At 68.9% G+C, this 14,820-nt stretch carries 14 protein-coding genes; 4 read left to right on the top strand and 10 right to left on the bottom strand.

The window, feature by feature from the left end:
* Window positions 1–194 precede the first annotated feature (194 nt).
* Window positions 195–875 carry a GNAT family N-acetyltransferase gene (locus J2W14_RS04810; protein WP_307459122.1) on the bottom strand — a complete coding sequence of 227 codons (681 nt, stop codon included), beginning with the start codon at window positions 873–875 and terminating at the stop codon, window positions 195–197.
* A gap of 48 nt (window positions 876–923) precedes the next feature.
* Window positions 924–1,823 carry a hypothetical protein gene (locus tag J2W14_RS04805; protein ID WP_307459119.1) on the bottom strand — a complete coding sequence of 300 codons (900 nt, stop codon included), beginning with the start codon at window positions 1,821–1,823 and terminating at the stop codon, window positions 924–926.
* A gap of 59 nt (window positions 1,824–1,882) precedes the next feature.
* On the opposite strand from J2W14_RS04805, the gene J2W14_RS04800 reads away from it, so the two are divergent.
* Window positions 1,883–2,443, top strand: a complete 561-nt coding sequence (locus J2W14_RS04800; RefSeq protein WP_307459117.1) for a prepilin peptidase — start codon at window positions 1,883–1,885, stop codon at window positions 2,441–2,443.
* Window positions 2,444–2,593: 150 nt separating this feature from the next.
* Window positions 2,594–3,262, top strand: coding sequence for a vWA domain-containing protein (locus J2W14_RS04795; RefSeq protein ID WP_307459113.1), 669 nt, complete (start codon window positions 2,594–2,596; stop codon window positions 3,260–3,262).
* 105 nt (window positions 3,263–3,367) lie between these two features.
* Here the strand turns inward: J2W14_RS04795 and J2W14_RS04790 are convergent, their stop codons facing one another.
* The 3 genes from J2W14_RS04790 to J2W14_RS04780 all read right to left on the bottom strand — a co-directional run bounded on the left by J2W14_RS04790 (window position 3,368) and on the right by J2W14_RS04780 (window position 6,238).
* Window positions 3,368–4,804, bottom strand: coding sequence for a class II fumarate hydratase (locus tag J2W14_RS04790; RefSeq protein WP_307459110.1), 1,437 nt, complete (start codon window positions 4,802–4,804; stop codon window positions 3,368–3,370).
* Window positions 4,805–4,876: 72 nt separating this feature from the next.
* Window positions 4,877–5,491, bottom strand: coding sequence for a carbonic anhydrase (locus tag J2W14_RS04785; RefSeq protein WP_307459105.1), 615 nt, complete (start codon window positions 5,489–5,491; stop codon window positions 4,877–4,879).
* Between the two features lie 9 nt (window positions 5,492–5,500).
* Window positions 5,501–6,238: a DUF4245 domain-containing protein gene (locus J2W14_RS04780; protein WP_307459101.1), complete on the bottom strand. Its 738-nt coding sequence runs from the start codon at window positions 6,236–6,238 to the stop codon at window positions 5,501–5,503.
* A 206-nt stretch (window positions 6,239–6,444) separates the two neighbouring features.
* Here J2W14_RS04780 and glpX point away from each other — a divergent pair, with 206 nt between their 5' ends.
* Window positions 6,445–7,467 carry a class II fructose-bisphosphatase gene (glpX, locus tag J2W14_RS04775; RefSeq protein ID WP_307459417.1) on the top strand — a complete coding sequence of 341 codons (1,023 nt, stop codon included), beginning with the start codon at window positions 6,445–6,447 and terminating at the stop codon, window positions 7,465–7,467.
* 104 nt (window positions 7,468–7,571) lie between these two features.
* Window positions 7,572–8,546, top strand: coding sequence for a UDP-glucose 4-epimerase GalE (galE, locus tag J2W14_RS04770; RefSeq protein ID WP_307459098.1), 975 nt, complete (start codon window positions 7,572–7,574; stop codon window positions 8,544–8,546).
* A 330-nt stretch (window positions 8,547–8,876) separates the two neighbouring features.
* On the opposite strand, the gene J2W14_RS04765 is transcribed toward galE, so the two are convergent.
* The 5 genes from J2W14_RS04765 to J2W14_RS04745 are packed head-to-tail and all read right to left on the bottom strand — an operon-like array spanning window position 8,877 to window position 14,653.
* The gene (locus J2W14_RS04765; protein WP_307459095.1) at window positions 8,877–9,869 is read right to left on the bottom strand and encodes a lipid II:glycine glycyltransferase FemX; all 993 of its coding nucleotides are present in this window, start codon (window positions 9,867–9,869) and stop codon (window positions 8,877–8,879) included.
* A 4-nt stretch (window positions 9,870–9,873) separates the two neighbouring features.
* Window positions 9,874–11,166: a mannose-6-phosphate isomerase, class I gene (gene manA, locus J2W14_RS04760; protein ID WP_307459093.1), complete on the bottom strand. Its 1,293-nt coding sequence runs from the start codon at window positions 11,164–11,166 to the stop codon at window positions 9,874–9,876.
* Window positions 11,167–11,221: 55 nt separating this feature from the next.
* Window positions 11,222–12,883 (bottom strand): LCP family protein, encoded by a 1,662-nt coding sequence (locus tag J2W14_RS04755; RefSeq protein ID WP_307459091.1) that lies wholly within the window; start codon window positions 12,881–12,883, stop codon window positions 11,222–11,224.
* Window positions 12,884–12,893: 10 nt separating this feature from the next.
* The gene (purE, locus tag J2W14_RS04750) at window positions 12,894–13,508 is read right to left on the bottom strand and encodes a 5-(carboxyamino)imidazole ribonucleotide mutase (RefSeq protein ID WP_370871191.1); all 615 of its coding nucleotides are present in this window, start codon (window positions 13,506–13,508) and stop codon (window positions 12,894–12,896) included.
* Window positions 13,505–14,653, bottom strand: coding sequence for a 5-(carboxyamino)imidazole ribonucleotide synthase (locus tag J2W14_RS04745; RefSeq protein ID WP_307459412.1), 1,149 nt, complete (start codon window positions 14,651–14,653; stop codon window positions 13,505–13,507). The genes purE and J2W14_RS04745 overlap by 4 nt, the downstream gene beginning before the upstream one ends.
* Between the last annotated feature and the right edge of the window lie 167 nt (window positions 14,654–14,820).

The following is a 14,820-nucleotide window of genomic DNA, read 5'->3' as shown; positions in this document are numbered from 1 at the left end:
GGGCTTACTGCAGCTTCCCCTTCCCGGCTCCCCTCTTGAAGGGGACGTGGTTGGCTTCGCCGACCACGTCCCCTTCGCCGTCGCTTAGACACAACGTTGGCGACCCGCTGCGGTCGCTGGGCGACCTTCGGGGCCACCCACGTCGCGATGCGCTCCTACGCGAAGGAGCCGCGGCACGGCTTGCGCGTTCGTCGTCACCTGCGCGGGGACGCCGTGTCCCCGCCCGGCTGCCCGATGCCGAGGTACTTTGCCGTGGCTTCGTGGCCTTCCACGTTCAGTTGCCAGGCGGGGCGGTTGAAGGTGGCGGGGGTGAGCCGGACTCTTTGGGCTTCGTGGAGCTTGCCGCCCCAGTTGACGCGGGTGATGCCGTTGAGTTCGTAGCCGAGGGAACGGGAGACGCCGAGGGACTGCCGGTTCCAGGCGGCCGCCTCGGATTCCGCGACCTCCGCGCCGAGCCAGTCGAAGGCGTAGAGGGCGACGGCGGCGCGCATCTCCGTGCCGAGTCCCCGGCCGTGCACGCTTTGCCTGAGCCAGGAGCCCGTGCTGACCGTCTTCAGCGTGGCGAAGTCCTTCGCCTCGATGTCCTGGCAGCCGATGAACTCGCCCTCGTGCCAGATGCCGAGGAGCAGGGTCCATTCCTGCGGCGACATGGTCCCGCGGCACCGCCAGTACCATTGCGCCATGTTCGGGCCGAGTTCCGCGGCCGGCGCCTCCGCCCACGGCCTGCTGAAGGGGCTGCGGCCGGGTTCGTGGATGCCGCTCAGGGCCGCCCCCGCCGCCGCGGGGATCTCCTCGTCGCGGATCGGCCGCAACACCAGGCGGGGCGTGGTCAGGGTGAGGCCAAAGGGCGGCCAGAAGCGGGCGAGCTCAGTCATCCGGGAAGCCTAGCGGCGCGGGCCGCGACCGGCCAGTCACACGCGCCGTCAGCCGGCCGGGAGTTCCCAGCTGATGTGCCGGCGGACGTCCGTGAGGTTCATGGACTCGGCGAGGAACAGGTCATCGAGCATGTACTCGTCCACGCCCAGGATCCGAAGCCAGTGCCCGTATTCTTCCGGCCCGGACCCTTCCCGCGCCTCCCCGTCCCGGGGCTCGCTTTCCCTTGCCCCGCCTTCCCTGGCGCGGACTGCCTGACCACCCTCAAGCCAGCGGCTGGCGACGCAAACGCCCGTGCCGGCGTCGACCCTCACCAGCGTGCGGCCCGGACGGCACAGCGGCGCGCCGGGGTGGCTGGGGCGGTAGCCGGGGTTCGGGGTGACGGTGGCTTCCAGGGCGGGGCGGCCCTCGTGCATCACTTCGGTGATGCCGTCCAGTTCCACGGCGTTGGCGTTGGGGAATTCGAGCGGCACGGGGGCGTTGCCTGCCAGTTCCACCGGGTCCAGCGCGGCGGCGAAGCGGCCGTTGCCGAAACCGGGCTCGCCATAGGCCGCTTCGGGGCGGCGCCGGACCAGGCCGCGGTCGTCATAGACCGGGGTGACGAGGTGGGGCGGCAGCAGCCAGGTTTTTCTGGTGGAGCGGACATAAAACACGTCTCGGGAATCATTGATGCCGGTCGTGCTTTGCAGGACCAGCCCGTCCGCGGTCTCCAGCCGCAGGGCGCCGGGGCGGCGCAGCCACGCGCGGACCAGATCCGGAGGTGGCGCTGTTTCAGTGCCGCCGGGATCGACGGCGAGGGGCCGGTCCAGATATTCAAAGCGCAGCGACTGCCACTTCCACGGCGAGGAACGGCACAGGTGCCGGAAGATGGCCGCCTGTTCCGCGGGGCCCCCGGGCGTGCCCGGTCCGCGCGGGTTCGAGCGCGGATTCGACGTGTCCCATGCGGCCATATCCACAGTTTACGCGCGGGCCCGGCCCTGGCTGCCGGAAATTCCAGTAGCATCCGAGGGTGATCCAACGACTCGGCGGACTGGGCGAAGTGACCCCGCTGGCCTACTGGCTGGTGCTTCTGGCATGCGCCTACCTGGCGGTTGTGGCCGTCCGGCTCACGGTCATCGACGTCCGGCACCACCTGCTGCCGGACCGGATCGTCTTTCCGGCCTACGCCGTCGCCGCGGTGCTGCTGCTCGGTGCGGTGGCGGTCCACGCGGTGTCGGGGGCCCCGGCCACGGCGGCCGTGCCCGACGGCGGGGCCGGGCTCTTCGGGGTGCCCGGACTGCGGGTGGTGGCCGGGGGAGCGGCCCTGTGGCTCTTCTACTTCCTGCTGCGGGCGGTCTATCCGCCGGGAATGGGATTTGGCGACGTCAAGCTGGCAGGGGTGCTCGGCATGTACCTGGGATTCCTCGGCTGGCCGCACGTGTTTGCCGGGACCTTAGCGGCCTTCCTCTTTGGCGGACTGTGGAGCCTGGCGCTGCTGGTGTCGCGGCAGGGCACGCTGCAATCGAGCATCCCCTTCGGGCCGTTCATGCTGGCCGGCACGGCCTCGGCCATGGTGCTCCTGCCGGCCTGACGGGACCTTGGACGCCGGTGCCCGGAAGCCCGGACATGTGCGCCGACGCGGCCTTCGCGCTTTTTGTCGGTGCCCCGCCGTAGCCTGCTTCTAATCCAGCCAGCCGCTGGGAAGGGGGTCCGGGTGCGCCCGGACCGGAAATGGGGAAACATGACAGATTCAGCTCTGACGCACGTGTACGTCCTTCTTGACCGCTCCGGATCCATGAGTGCCATTGCCGATGACACCGTGGGCGGATTTGCCGCGTTCGTCAGGGAGCAGCAGTCGGTGCCGGGCCGCTGCCGGCTGTCCCTGGCGCAGTTCGACGACGTCTACGACCGGGTCTACGCCGCCGTGGACATCCGGGATGTACCGCCGCTGGACCTGCAGCCGCGCGGCTCCACCGCCCTCCACGACGCCATGATCCGGCTGATCGGGGAAGCCGGGGAGGAACTGGCCGCCCTGCCCGAAGAGCAGCGCCCGGGCACGGTGCTGGTGGCAGTGCTGACCGACGGGCACGAGAACGCCTCGAGGGAGGCGACCGGCCCCATGGTGAAAGCCCTGGTGGAGCAGCAGCAGAGCCAGTGGGGCTGGCAGTTCACGTACCTGGGCGCCAATCAGGACGCCGTGCTGACGGCGGAAGGGCTCGGCATCCGGGCCGAGGACGCGCTGACGTACGCCGCCGGCAATGTGGACGCGGCCTTTTCCGGGCAGTCGGCCAAGACCCGCAGGCTGCGGGAGGCCCGGATGGCCGGTGCCAGCATGGCGGACGCCGCCGCCGCCGCGGCCTACACCGCCGAGGAGCGGCGGGCCGCCGGGGGAGGCGTTCCGCCGCGCTAGGCCGGTCCAGGCAGGACACGACGGCGGCCGGCGCCTTTCGCTGGAAAGGTGCCGGCCGCCGTCGGACGCGGCCGCCTCCCGGGGCGCGGCAGCTAGGCCCGTGTGTTAGGCCTTGTGCGGCGGACGGGTCATGGACATAACGTCCAGGGCCGTGTCCAGCTGCTCCTCGGTCAGTTCGCCGCGTTCCAGGAAGCCCATCGCCACCACGGTTTCGCGGATGGTGAGGCCCTCGGCCACGGCTTTCTTGGCGATCTTGGCGGCGTTCTCGTAGCCGATGAACTTGTTCAGCGGCGTGACGATCGACGGGGAAGCCTCGGCCAGGTAGCGGGCGCGCTCGACGTTCGCGGTGATGCCGTCGATCATCTTGTCGGCCATGACGCGGCTGGTGTTGGCCAGCAGGCGCACGGATTCGAGCAGGTTGGCGGCCATCACGGGGATGCCGACGTTCAGCTCGAACGCGCCGTTGGTGCCGGACCAGGCGATGGCGGTGTCGTTGCCGATGACCTGGGCGCAGACCATGATGGACGCCTCGCAGATCACCGGGTTGACCTTGCCGGGCATGATGGAGGAGCCCGGCTGCAGGTCCGGGATCGCGATCTCGCCGAGGCCGGTGTTGGGGCCGGAGCCCATCCAGCGCAGGTCGTTGTTGATCTTCATGAAGGAGATCGCGATGTTGCGGAGCTGGCTCGAGGCCTCGATCAGGCCGTCACGGTTGGCTTGGGCCTCGAAGTGGTCGCGGGCCTCGGTCAGCGGCAGTCCGGTGTCGGCGGCCAGCAGTTCGATGACGCGCTCCGGGAAGCCGGCGGGGGTGTTGATGCCGGTGCCGACGGCGGTGCCGCCGAGCGGAACCTCAGCGACGCGGGGAAGGGAGGCATTGATGCGCTCGACGCCGTAGCGGACCTGAGCGGCGTAGCCGCCGAACTCCTGGCCCAGCGTCACCGGGGTGGCATCCATGAGGTGGGTGCGGCCGGACTTCACGACGTCCTTGAACTCGACGGCCTTGCGCTCCAGGGACTCCGCGAGGTAGCCCAGCGCCGGGATCAGGTCGTTGATCAGCGCGGACGTGGCGGCCACGTGGACCGAGGTGGGGAAAACGTCGTTGGAGGACTGCGAGGCGTTGACGTGGTCATTGGGGTGGACGACCTTGTCGCTGCCGGCGGCCTTGAGCGCGCGGGTCGCCAGTTCGGCAAGGACCTCGTTGGTGTTCATGTTGGACGAGGTGCCCGATCCGGTCTGGAAAACGTCGATCGGGAAGTCGCCGTCGTACTTTCCGGTGGCGACCTCATCGGCAGCATCCGCGATCGCCTGGGCGAGCTCGCCGTCGAGCACTCCCAGTTCTGCGTTGGCCTGCGCGGCGGCCTTCTTGACCCGGGCGAGGGCTTCGATGTGGGCGCGCTCCAGGGTTTTGCCGGAGATCGGGAAGTTTTCGACGGCACGCTGCGTCTGGGCGCGGTACAGGGCGTTCACGGGGACCCGGACCTCGCCCATCGTGTCGTGTTCAATGCGGAACTCTTCGGTGTTCAACTCTTCTGTGGAAGTCATGGGGCTAGCTTATTGGGCGGAGGCGTCCCATCGAAAACCGTGAAGTGCGTGCTACCGGGCTGTGGCAGGAACCTAGAGCTCGCCGATTCCGGAAACAAGGTCCGCCCTGCCGTCGGCGAGGCTGTAGGCGAGACCGATCACGGCCGCCCGGCCGCCCTCGACGGCATCGGAAATCACGCGCGAGCTGTCCACCAGCCGCTGCGACGTCTGTTTGACGTTCTCCACGACCATGTCGTTGACGTCGTTCTGGTTGTTACGCAGCGAGGTCAACACTGAGGGGGTGATGCGCTCGACGAGGCTGCGCATGAAGCCCACGGGCATCTGTCCGGTCTCCACGGCCTTTTTCGTCGCCGTGACCGCGCCGCAGCTGTCGTGCCCGAGGACCACGATCAGCGGCACGCCCAGGACGCTGACGCTGTATTCGAGCGAGCCGAGGACGGCGTCGTCGATCACCTGGCCGGCGGTGCGGACCACAAAGGCGTCGCCGAGGCCCAGATCGAAGATGATCTCAGCGGCCAGCCGGGAATCCGAGCAGCCGAAGATCACCGCGAAGGGATGCTGGTTCTCCACGAGGGAGGAGCGGCGGGACGCGTCCTGGTTGGGATGGGACGATTTGCCGGACACGAAGCGCTCGTTGCCTTCGCGGAGACGGCGCCAGGCAAGGGCGGGGGTGAGATAGGTGGCCACGGGAGTACCTTACGGCGAAGGGGCGGGGGAGGGCGAAACTGTTGCGCCCGAGGTGCTCCCCGGTGACACAGTGCCGGACTTGTCTTCGAGGTCCTTGACCACCGCGGCGGCCAGCACCGCAAATTCATCCAGCGGGGCGGATCCGGTCAGGATCACGGTCGTGCCGCCGGCGTCGGCAAGCACCATGCTTTTCTCGCCCTTGCCGGTGTCGCGGAGCTCCCAGTCGCGTCCGCCGGCGCTGCGCGTGCCGGTCACGGGCGCGCTCTTCACCTGCTGCAACAGCCAGGTGGGATTGGACTGCCGCGCCTGCACCAGGCCGATGAAGGATTCCCTGGGCGTGAGGTAGCCGACCTCCCACGTGGGGACGCCGCTGCCCGCTCCGGATTCCCAGCGGGCGTAATTTGCGCGGAATGTGTCGCCGGTGTCGGGGGCGGCCGGTGTGAATCCCGCCACATCGGCGGCGTTCTGCGCCACGGCGCTGACGTTGATGTTCGGCCGGTAGCCGTCGGTCTTGGGCGAGGGGTTCATCAGGACGATGGGCAGGAATGCGGCGATGCTCAGGACCAGCGCAATGCCCATACCGATCACCGAGGCGTTCGCGCGCTTCGCCGCTCCTGCGCTCAGTACGGGCTTGACGGGCGGCTGGCCGGCGGCGCCGGGTGCTTCGCGGCCGGCGGTGCCGGCGGGGGAAGCGGGGGCAGCGGGGGGCGTTTCCTGCAATTCACTCACCCCTCTATAGTCGCCCATTCCGGGCCGATCTCACATTCGGCGGTGCCGGGCGGGCCGGGGGCGGGCCGTTCACGGAATGGTCAATCCAAGACGCAGGTTTCCTCCCCGACTATGATCAGTATCAGACGAGATCACAAACTAAGAATCACCGCGACGGATCGATCCTGTCCGCACGGTTTCAATGATCGCCACTCGAAGAAGAGGTTAACGTGACACCACCGCCAATGACCCAGAAGTACTCCACACTTTCCCCGTCCCTCGCCGTGGGAATTGACGAGCCGGACCGCAACCTTGCTCTCGAACTGGTCCGCGTCACCGAAGCCGCCGCCATCGCCGGCGGTCACTGGGTTGGGTTCGGGGACAAGAACAAGGCCGACGGCGCCGCCGTCGACGCCATGCGTTCCTTCCTCCAGACCGTCCACTTCAACGGTGTTGTCGTGATCGGTGAGGGCGAGAAGGACGAAGCCCCGATGCTCTACAACGGCGAGAATGTTGGTGACGGCACCGGCCCCGAGTGCGATGTCGCCGTCGACCCGATCGACGGAACCCGCCTCGCTGCCCTCGGCATCAACAACGCCCTCGCCGTCCTCGCCGTCGCGGAACGCGGTTCCATGTTCGACCCCTCCGCGGTGTTCTACATGGAGAAGCTCGTCACCGGTCCGGAAGCGGCCGACATGGTTGACCTTCGCCTGCCCGTCAAGCAGAACCTGCACCTGATCGCCAAGGCCAAGGGCGTCAAGGTCAACCAGCTCAATGTGATGATCCTGGACCGGGACCGCCACCGCGGGCTCGTTGAAGAGATCCGCGAAGCGGGTGCGCGGACCAAGTTCATCATGGACGGTGACGTCGCCGGCGCCATCGCCGCGGCCCGCTCGGGCACCGGCGTCGACGCCCTGATGGGCATCGGCGGAACGCCGGAAGGCATTGTCACGGCCTGCGCAATCAAGTCCCTCGGCGGAGTCATCCAGGGCCGCCTGTGGCCCACCAGCGATGACGAGAAGCAGAAGGCCATCGACGCCGGCCACGACCTGGACCGGGTGCTGTCGACCAACGACCTCGTCTCCAGCGACAACTGCTATTTCGCCGCCACGGGCATCACCGACGGGGACCTGCTCAGGGGCGTGCGTTACTCCAAGGACAAGGTCCTCACGCAGTCCATCGTGATGCGTTCCAAGTCCGGGACCATCCGCTTTGTTGATGGCGAGCACCAGGCCAGCAAGTGGGAAGGCTACGCCCGCAAGGGTTAGCAGCTGCCCAAATCAGGACACCCGGATCCCGGGGCGCGTTTCGCGCCCCGGGATCCGCCGTTTCCCAGCGGCCGGGCCTGCTCGGCATTGGGTAGGGTGGAACCATGACATGGCTCGTAACAGGTGGCGCAGGATATATCGGCTCTCACGTGGTTTCCGCTTTGCGCGGGGCCGGGATGCAGGCAGTGGTGGTTGATTCGCTTTCCAGCGGGCACCGCGAGTTCGTCCCGGACGACGTGCCGTTCGTGCAAGGCACCATCCTCGACTCGGAACTCGTGGCCCGCACCATGCTCGACCACGGCGTGACGGGCGTGATCCACCTCGCCGGTTTCAAGTACGCCGGTGTTTCGGTCCAGGAGCCGCTGCTTACCTACGAGCAGAACGTCACCGGCACGGCCGAACTGCTCAAGGCCATGGAACTCGCCGAGGTCGACAAGCTGGTCTTCTCCTCCTCCGCCGCGACGTACGGCACCCCCACCGGGGACATCGTCACGGAAGACACCCCGACCCAGCCGGAATCCCCTTACGGCGAGAGCAAACTGATCGGCGAATGGCTGATCCGCGACCAGGGTAGGGCGCGGGGCCTGAAGCATACATCGCTGCGCTACTTCAACGTCGTCGGCTCCGGCTCGCCCGAACTCTACGACACGAGCCCGCACAACCTCTTCCCGATTGTGCTCCGCGCACTGACCGCAGGGAAGACCCCCCGCATCAACGGCACCGACTACAACACCGCCGACGGCACCTGCGTGCGCGACTACGTGCACGTGGCCGACCTGGCGACCTCCCACGTCGCGGCCGCCCGGGCCCTCGCCGCCGGCACGCCGCTGGAACGCGTCTACAACCTCGGGTCCGGCGACGGGCTCTCCGTCCGACAGATCATGACGGCGATGGCCACGGTTACCGGCATCGACTTCGAGCCGGAGATCGGGCCCCGCCGGGCGGGAGACCCGGACCGGATTGTGGCCGACGGCTCCCTGGCCGCACGTGATCTGGACTGGAAGATGCGGCACTCCGTCGAGGACATGGTCGCCAGCGCGTACGAGGCCCAGAAGAAAGCCGCCGCCGCCGGACACTAGCCCACCGGGGGACATGCCCAGTGCCCTGGCCCAGGAGTGGACATAGTGGGTCTATGTCCACGCGCCGGGGCTGACGCGGGGCATGTCCGGTGGTGGTGATGCCCGGGGTTGCGCTGCCGCCGCGGAGCGTGTCCAGTGCCTAGGCCCAGGAGTGGACATAGTGGGTCTATGTCCACCCGCCGGTGCTGACGCGGGGCATGTCCGGTGGTGGTGATGCCGGGGGTTGCGCTGCCGCCGCGGAGCGTGTCCAGTGCCCTGGCCCAGGAGTGGACATAGTGGGTCTATGTCCACCCGCCGGGGCTGACGCGGGGCATGTCCGGTGGGGGAGGGCTAGTGGCGGAGCGCGCCGCGCAGCCGGACGGGCAGCGTCCGGGCCGCCGCGAGGCCTCGGCGGGCCGCCTGCGCGCCCTTCCTGGCCAGCTGGTATCCGTTGTAGCGCACCGTCCGCACCGGCAGGTCCCAGGTCCCGGGATACGTGACCTCGCGGCCGCCGAAGGACTTTTTGAAGGACGTGAACCCCGCCCACTTGTGGTCGGGGTCGTCCGCGGGGGCCACGCCCCAGAGATCCACGTGCTTCAGGCCTTTGTCCTTGGCGTCGGCCATCAGGGTGACCAGCAGCGGAATCCCGGCGCTGAGCTTCCGGTGGGCGTCATCCAGCGCGGCGTGGGCATAGGTGCGGGTGTCCGCGGAGTCGTACGCGAGGGCGGCAGCAATCGGCTCGCCTTCAAGTTCGGCGATGAAGAGTGTCGCGGCACCGGACGGCATCAGGGAGCGGGCGACCTGGCCGAGGTAGTCGTCGCTCTGCGGCTTGAAACCGCTGCGCGCCGCCGTCAGGTGCAGGAATCCCAGCAGGATAGAAATTTCCGCCGGGTCCTGGCTGGAGCGGAACGTCACGCCCTTCTTGTGGATGTTCCGGTACAGGTTGCGGTTCACCGGCTTCATCTCCGCCAGGACGTCCTTGAAGTCCCGGTCGAGGTCCACGACCCAGGTGCGTTCCGGCTGCTGGTTGGCCGGGGCGGGCCGGAGGCCGCGCGTGCGCAGGACAGCACCGGCGTCGGCGGCCGCGAAGCCGGCGTCGACCGGTTCAATGCGGACAAACACGGCACCGCAGCTGCTGGCCAGCTCCGTCAGGGCCGCCAGGGCGGCGTCGAACGCGGCCAGGGAAACGGCCACCGGTCCGTAGGGTGCGTAGAGCAGTTTCCCCGCCGGGTTGCTTTCCTCGATGGCCAGGAAGCTCCAGCCGGGGCCCGAGCGCTCATGCACGGTCCGGCCCAGGGCGCGTTGGAAGCCGGCCCACGCGGGGCTCTGCAGGAAGTGGTCCACGGTCTCAGGCTTTCAGGGCGGTGGTGACGGCAAAGGCGAGGGCGGTCCCGGTGGCGTCGGCGGCGGCGTGGGCATTGACCGGCGCCTCGGCCGCGGGCAGGAACGCGCTCGCGCCGCGCTCCAGCCGCAGTTCACCCTTGGGGGAGTCCAGGAGGACGGAACCGGAGACCACAAGGATGACGGCCGCTCCCGACTGCGCCAGCGGAACGGGCCCCGCGCCGGGCTTGAGCTCGACGCGCTGCAGCTGGAATTCCCGGAACGGCGGCCGGAAGACCTCCTGCCCCAGCATCGTCGTCTCGGGGCCGAGCATCGGCACGCCGACGGCCTCGAAGGAGACGGTGCGGAGCAGTTCCGGCACGTCCACGAACTTCGGGGTCAGCCCGCCGCGCAGCACGTTGTCCGAGGAAGCCATGACCTCAACACCGAGGCCGTGAAGGTAGGCGTGGACATTGCCGGCCGGCAGGTAAACGGCCTCGCCCGGCGCCAGCGAGATCCGGTTGAGCAGCAGTGAAATCAGCACGCCCGGATCGCCCGGGTACTGCGCATTGAGCGTGACGACGGTGGACAGCTCCGCCTGGTAGGGCGCCGTCGGGGCGCCGGAGATCAGGGCTGCCACAATCGCGGCCGTCGCCTCCGCAACGTCCTCCCCGCCGGAGATCAGCCTCTTGAAGGCCGAGCGGAGGGCCGCGGGCTCATCGCGCTGCGCCAGGTCCTCGAGCAGCAGCGGAACGAGCGGCGGCAGTTCCAGGCCGGCCAGCTCAAAATCGGCCACCAGCACCTGGAAGACGGCCAAGGACTCCGCCGCCGGGCGGAACCCGCACAGCGCCTCGAACGGTGTGAGCGCCAGGATCATCTCCGGCTTGTGGTTGTCGTCCTTGTAGTTGCGTTCCGCGGCCGCGCGGTCGACTCCGGCGGCCTCCTCGCGGGCGAACCCTGCCCGGGCCTGCTCGAGGGTCGGGTGCACCTGGAGGGAAAGGGGGCTCTCGGCGGCCAGGACCTTGAGCAGGAAGGGAAGCCGGGGGCCGAATTCAGCCACACTGTCGCTGCCCAGATGGTGCTCCGGATCCTCCGCGATCAGCGCATCCAGGGCCTGCCGGCCGCCGTCGTCCGCGACCGCGGCGTGAGCGCCCGTCGATCCGGCGCCGGCCGGACTGAGTGCCACCGAGGGGGAGTCCGGGTGCGCGCCGATCCACAGCTCCGCCTCCGGCCCGCCGGACGCCGCCCTGCCAAGGAGCCCGGCGATGGCTGTTGTGGAACCCCAGGCATACGGCCGGAGGACATTCTCGAGTTCGTACAATGCCGGGTGTCCCTATCTATTACGGAAGGCTGCTGGAAAGACTGGTCGGAAGGAACTAAAGCGGCGCGCACTGGCCGTTCGTGGCCACCAGGTTCCGGATCGACTGTTCGTCGCCGTTGCGCTTGAACTGGTTGAGCATCTCCTCGGTGATCGGTTCGCCGTCCGGCGTGGTGGTCACCGGGGTGAAGTCCGACGACGGCGACGGTGCGGGCTGGGTGCCGGGCTGGGTGCCGGGCTGTGCGCCGGGTAGCGCACCGGCAGCCGACAGCGGTCCGGGTGCCGAGTCCTGCGGGCGGATGCCGTCGTCGGCGGGGCCCGCCGTGGGGGCGGGGGCCAGGAGGGCGTCGACCCGTTGGTGGATCTGGTCGAAGTCAGGGACTGTCGAGAAGGACGCGTCGAAGTCGGGCGGTCCGATGGTGAGCCGGCTCATGTCCTGGCCCTTGGCCTTCATCGCGAGGTCCACGAAGCTGCCGAGCTGGCTGGAGGAGACGTTGGAGTCCACCACTTTGGTGCCGGCGCTGGCGATGTCCTCGAACTTGGAGAGCAGGGTGGCCGGATCCAGCTGCTTCAGCATGGCCTGCTGGACACACTGCTGACGCTGGATGCGGGCGTAGTCATCAACGAACTCGCGCGAACGGCCGTACCAGAGCGCGTGATAGCCGTCGAGGTGCTGCTCCCCGGCGGGGATCCAGCCGGTCGGCATGCCGTGGATGCCGTTGGCCTCGTCCACCATGTCGCCGCTGAGCGGGACCCAGCCGCCGGCCTTGATCCGGATGCCGCCCATGGCATCAATGAGTTTGGCGAAGCCCTCCATGTCCACCAGCACATAGGCCTGGACCTTGATGCCCAGGGTCCCGGAGACGGCTTCCATTGTGGCCTGCGCGCCCGGGTCGGCGACGCCGGGGTACAGGTCCTGGTGTTCGTTGGTGACCTCGGTGTTGATGGCGTTGATGAGGCACTCATTGCCGCAGTCGTACCCGTCAGGGTAAACCTTGCGCATCGGCGAGTCCTCGCTGAACTGCGCATTCTGCAGGTTGCGGGGCACCGAGATGATGGCGGTCTTGCCGGTCTTGGCATCGACGCTGATGACCGAGAGGCTGTCCGGCCGGCGGCCGGTGCGGTCCGCCCCGGCGTCGCCGCCCATCATGAGGAAGTTGTACCGGCCCTCCGAGGGCTCCATCGTCGGTCCGTTGGAGAAGATGTTGCCGATGGCGTCGCGGCTGACGTTGAGCAGGTACGCGGCGTAGCCCAGCGAGCCGCTGCTGAGGATCATGGCCAGCACCAGGGCGGCGACGACGGCGGGTCGCACGCCGGGCGCCAGCAGCACGGGACGGATCAGCCGCAGGGTGTTGAGGAAGAGGGCGGCCCAGCCGATGGCCAGCGCCGCCAGGCCGACGACCAGCAGCAGTGCGGTGACCGGGTTGGTGATCATGTTGATCAGCGATGACCGGGATGCCAGCAGGAGCGCGGCTGCGAGGACGGCCAGCACCCAGACGGTGAGGGTGACACGCAGCGCCATCCGCCCCAGCCGCCGGTTGCCGGCGACAATCTGGGCGCTGCCGGGGACCAGCAGGGTCATCAGGACCAGCAGGAAGGCACGCTTGGTCAGGACCGGAGCGGCTGCCCCCGAGGGGTAGCGGACGGGATCCGTGCGGGACGGTGCAGCGGTCCGGTTCGGCGGCGACGGCTGGCGGGACGGGGCATAACTGTTGGTCATCTGGTGATCCTTAACGGCTGCCCCGGGTGACGACGTTCGCGTCCGCGAAGACTTCGCTCACCTTGCGCCGCAGGTTTGCGCCCTTCCGGGTGGCGACGTCATTGAGTTCCTGGGCGAAGTTGACCAGTTCGGCGCGGAGCTGGGCGGCCAGCGGGTCCGTGCCGGAGGCCAGCATCCGCACGGCCAGCAGACCGGCGTTCCGGGCCCCGCCGATGGACACGGTCGCAACCGGAACCCCGGCGGGCATCTGGACGATGGAGAGCAGGGAATCCATGCCGTCGAGGGTCTTGAGCGGCACCGGGACGCCGATGACCGGCAGCGGCGTGACCGAGGCGAGCATGCCCGGAAGGTGGGCGGCGCCGCCGGCGCCGGCGATGAGGACACGCAGCCCGCGCTCGTGGGCCGTCTGGCCGTACCGGATCATTTCCAGCGGCATACGGTGTGCGGAGACAACATCGGCCTCAAAGGGGATGCCGAATTCGGCGAGGGCCTCGGCAGCAGCCTCCATCACGGGCCAGTCGGAGTCCGAGCCCATAACGAGCCCGACGATCGGGGCATCGGCCTCCGCGTCCGCGGCGGCCGGGAACCGGGCGTCCGTGGACGGGGCCGTGCTGCTGCTGCTCATGCGTTCTCCTCGTGTGCTCCCGCTGCGGCCCGGGCCTGGGCCCTGCCGTTCCGGATGATGTTGGCGACCGTGGTGGCGCGTTCGCGCACCGAGTCGACGTCGGCCACCGAGCCGCCGACGAGGTTGACGTGGCCGATCTTGCGGCCCGGCCGGACGGCCTTGCCGTAGCAGTGGACCTTCGCCGCGGGTTCGCTGGCAAGGGCTGCGGGATAGGCGGAGAACAGATTCTGGTTCTCGCCGCCCAGGAAGTTCTTCATCACGACGACGGGTCCCAGCAGGTCCGTGGCGCCGAGCGGCAGATTGAGGATGGCCCGGAGGTGCTGTTCGAACTGGCTGGTCACCGAGCCGTCCTGGGTCCAGTGGCCGGTGTTGTGCGGCCGCATGGCGAGCTCGTTGATCAGGAAGCCTGCCCCGACCCCGGGGGTTTCGAACAGCTCGACGGCCATCACACCGGTGACGCCGAGTTCGCTGGCGATCCGGAGGGCGGCGTTTTCGGCCGCCGCCGCAACCTCCAGCGGGATGTCCAGCGCCGGGGCGATGACTTCGTCGCAGACGCCGTCGACCTGGATGGTGTGCACCACGGGCCAGGCCCGCGACTCACCGTCCGGTGTCCTGGCCACCAGGGCCGAGAGCTCGCGGCTGAATTCCACCTTGGCCTCCGCAAGCAGCGGCGACATCGCCGCGAACCAGTCGGCGGTGTCCGCGGCATCCGCCGCGGAGTCCACGATCCGCACGCCCTTGCCGTCGTAGCCGCCGCGCGGGGTCTTCAGGACGACCGGCCAGCCGATGTCCTCGCCGAACGCGACCAGCCCGGCGACGTCGTCGACCGCGGCCCAGCGCGGATTGGGCAGCTCCAGCCTGTCGATAGCCGCCCGCATCACGAGCTTGTCCTGGGCGTTGACCAGCGCGTCCGGTCCGGGCTGGACGTTCACGCCGGCCCGCTGCAGGGAACGGAGGTGTTCGGTGGGGACGTGCTCGTGGTCGAACGTCAGCACGTCCAGGCCGCGGGAAAACTCAAGGAGATGGTCCAGATCGGTGTAGTCACCGACCGGGGCATTGGCCACGGCTGAGACGGCTGAGACGTCCTCACCTTCGGCAAGGACGCGGAGCTCGAAGCCCAGGGCGGTGGCCGCGGGGGCCATCATTCGGGCGAGCTGGCCGCCGCCAACTACACCGATCACAGGAAAAGTCACAAGTCCCAGCCTACCGAAAACCTCGCCATATCCCGGCTTTTGGACGTCCGGGTGCGGGATCCGGGCGGCCACGGACCCCTGTCCGGCGGGGTTGGCGCGGGCAGATCCGGGCATTTTGG

The organism is Pseudarthrobacter oxydans (assembly GCF_030812335.1).
Lineage (GTDB): Bacteria > Actinomycetota > Actinomycetes > Actinomycetales > Micrococcaceae > Arthrobacter > Arthrobacter oxydans_B.
Note: the sequence above shows the minus strand (reverse complement) of the source record. Positions and strands in the feature narration are given on the sequence as shown.

What these genes read in the sequence shown, in the direction of transcription:
- glpX (WP_307459417.1), top strand. Translation starts at nt 6,445, where the DNA reads ATGACCCAGAAGTACTCCACACTTTCCCCGTCCCTCGCCGTGGGAATT.
- galE (WP_307459098.1), top strand. Translation starts at nt 7,572, where the DNA reads ATGACATGGCTCGTAACAGGTGGCGCAGGATATATCGGCTCTCACGTG.
- J2W14_RS04780 (WP_307459101.1), bottom strand. Translation starts at nt 6,238, where the DNA reads ATGGGCGACTATAGAGGGGTGAGTGAATTGCAGGAAACGCCCCCCGCT.
- J2W14_RS04795 (WP_307459113.1), top strand. Translation starts at nt 2,594, where the DNA reads ATGACAGATTCAGCTCTGACGCACGTGTACGTCCTTCTTGACCGCTCC.
- J2W14_RS04805 (WP_307459119.1), bottom strand. Translation starts at nt 1,823, where the DNA reads ATGGCCGCATGGGACACGTCGAATCCGCGCTCGAACCCGCGCGGACCG.
- J2W14_RS04755 (WP_307459091.1), bottom strand. Translation starts at nt 12,883, where the DNA reads ATGACCAACAGTTATGCCCCGTCCCGCCAGCCGTCGCCGCCGAACCGG.
- J2W14_RS04790 (WP_307459110.1), bottom strand. Translation starts at nt 4,804, where the DNA reads ATGACTTCCACAGAAGAGTTGAACACCGAAGAGTTCCGCATTGAACAC.
- J2W14_RS04810 (WP_307459122.1), bottom strand. Translation starts at nt 875, where the DNA reads ATGACTGAGCTCGCCCGCTTCTGGCCGCCCTTTGGCCTCACCCTGACC.
- J2W14_RS04745 (WP_307459412.1), bottom strand. Translation starts at nt 14,653, where the DNA reads ATGATGGCCCCCGCGGCCACCGCCCTGGGCTTCGAGCTCCGCGTCCTT.
- purE (WP_370871191.1), bottom strand. Translation starts at nt 13,508, where the DNA reads ATGAGCAGCAGCAGCACGGCCCCGTCCACGGACGCCCGGTTCCCGGCC.